A 2,525-nucleotide genomic window follows, 5' to 3' on the forward strand; every position below is an offset into this window, starting at 1 on the left:
TCTCGGCTTCGATCAAATCGAGAATTCGTTTTCGCAGCGTGATTGGTGCCGCGGCCAGCAACTGTAATTGCAGAGGCTGACTTGCCCCGGTGACGGCGTTAAAGAAGGTCGTGGCATCAGCGCCGAGCGTATCATTGCATGTCAACAACGACACGTCGCTGTACAGGTTTGCCGTCGCTTCGTTGTAATTCCCCGTGCCAAAATGCAGGTATCGAACAATCCCCTGCGGCTCGCGGCGAACGATGATGCAAACCTTCGCATGCGTCTTCAGTCCACGGATACCGTAGATCACTTGGACCCCGGCCTGCTCCATTTCCCGAGCCCATTCGATATTCCGGGCCTCATCAAAACGTGCCTTTAGTTCCACGATTACCGAGACGTATTTTCCCCGTTCAGCCGCACGCATCAGTGCAGCAACAATCGGGCTCCGCCTGCTGGTCCGGTACAACACCTGTTTGATCGCTAACACATCGGGATCGACCGCGGCTTCTTCGACCAAACGGACGATCGGATCAAAACGCTCGTAGGGATGAACTAGCAGCACATCGCCTTTGGCAATCGTGGTGAACAAGCCCTCCGCAGGATCGATACTGGGATGTGCCTGCGGCACCCATGCTTCATCACGCAGCGAATCAAAGCCTTCGAGTCCGTGCAAGGTGAACAGGTAACTCAGATCCATCGGACCATCGATCGGATAGAGATCCTGGTTGGTCAACTGCATCACTTCGGACAAAAACGAGACCACGTGGTCGCTCGCCGCCGCACTGTACTCGAGCCGAACGACGCGAGACAATCGTCGACTCTCAAGCACTTCTTCCATGCCATCGACAAGGTCCGCCGCACCATCCTCTTGCAGCTCCACATCGGCGTTTCGGGTGATCCGAAACGCAACACACTCCATCACCTCGCGGCCTGGGAAAAAATCTTCGACGTAATGCGTCACGAGATCTTCCAGCAGGATGTAATCGTGCCCACGCTCCGAAGGCATCGAAACCAGCCGGGGCACAGAGCGGCCAAGCGGAATTACGGCAAATTGCCACGAATCGCCCTCTTCCGACTCACTTGCGGAATCTGATTTCGCATCCGATGTGGCGGCGGTTTTAGCCTTTTTGGAGGGTGCCGCCCCGGTTTTGCCCGTCCCGGTTTTGCTCGCCCCCTTCGTGCTGCGCGTCCCTTTCGTGCTCGCTTTGCTAGACGCCGAAGACTCGGACGCGGACTCAACCGGCGGGTCCGATTCGGTCGCCGCCTCGTCGCTAGCATCGGCCTGAGGTTTCTTTTCTGGCAACGCGCGTAGACGAACACACAGATGAACGCCTAATCCTTGCAGCAGCGGAAACGGCCGATCGTGGGTGATCGCATGCGGCGACAAGACGGCTGAAACATCGCTGTGGAATCGTTGGTCGGCGACTTCACGAGCTCGGTCACTACAATCGCTGACCTTGACTCGGCGAATTTCGGCCGCCGCCAACTGGGGCTCAAGCACATCGCGAAGCAAATCATATTGGCGAGCCACCATCTCGTGCACACGGCTCGAAACCGCATTGATCTGCTGTGACACGGTCAAACCCGCCGCATCACGTACCATCGCATTGCGGTCGAATTGCAGTTTCAGCCCGCCGACGCGGACCATCATAAACTCGTCGAGATTGGAACCTGAAATCGCTAGGAATTTGGCTCGCTCCAACAGCGGCACCGATCGATCCTCGGCCTGTTCGAGGACGCGTTGATTGAATTCGAGCCAGCTCAGTTCCCGATTCATAAATCGATGATCGGGAAGCGGCAAATCAATCGGGTTAGGCTTTTTCCTAGCGTCTGCACTCTTTTTCGACACGACGGTGGTTCATGATAAGAGGAGAAAGAAGACGTCCGTATGCAGCACCAATGTAGCGGAGCCAGCCACGACGCGGGAGGCACCCCACACCCCACAAACTTGCCTCGCCGCACCACCTGAGCGAACGATGGCCTCAACACTTCTCTTCTTCTCTGCGGCGTCCAACATGGAAACGTGCCACCGATGGGTCGGACCGCTAACCGCCGAATCGTAAACTGAGGGATTGCAGACTACTCTGACTCAGAAGCGGTCGATTGGGTTTCGACCGTCACCCCGTCTTTCGACTCGACGACCACGGCGATCGGCGACTGTGACTGGCCATCGGTACCGAACAAGACTCGAAACGCTTTGGGATAAAAGTCCTTGCCATAGCTCAATTCACCGCCTTGATGCCCGACCAAGCCGACGATCCCAGCGACCACCAATAGCCCGACTTTCCAGATCCGTGTCCAAGCAATGCTGTCCTTCCAAACGCTGATCGCCGCGACGACCATCAGCGCGACCGCCATGATCGTGACAATAATGCCGCTCCAACGATGCCAAAAAACCTCGGAATCGAAATCGACACGGTCCCACCCCGCGTAACCTTGCTGGGTTGCAAATGACCACCCCATCGCCGTCGCCGCAACCGAGGACAACGCGCCCAATATTAAACACGCCAACGGAACCTGAGTTCCAATCTCGGGCCACTTCA

The 2,525-nt window shown here is 56.8% G+C and carries 1 protein-coding gene and 1 pseudogene; both read right to left on the reverse strand.

Going from position 1 to position 2,525, the window contains the following annotated elements:
• Positions 1 to 1,759 (reverse strand): polyphosphate kinase (locus tag RMSM_RS31400; protein ID WP_008707080.1); only part of this gene is annotated, 1,759 nt, incomplete at its 3' end.
• A gap of 302 nt (positions 1,760 to 2,061) precedes the next feature.
• Positions 2,062 to 2,525 (reverse strand): annotated as a pseudogene (locus tag RMSM_RS31405) (c-type cytochrome domain-containing protein); the annotation flags it as partial.

It is taken from the genome of Rhodopirellula maiorica SM1 (assembly GCF_000346295.1).
Classification (GTDB): domain Bacteria; phylum Planctomycetota; class Planctomycetia; order Pirellulales; family Pirellulaceae; genus Novipirellula; species Novipirellula maiorica.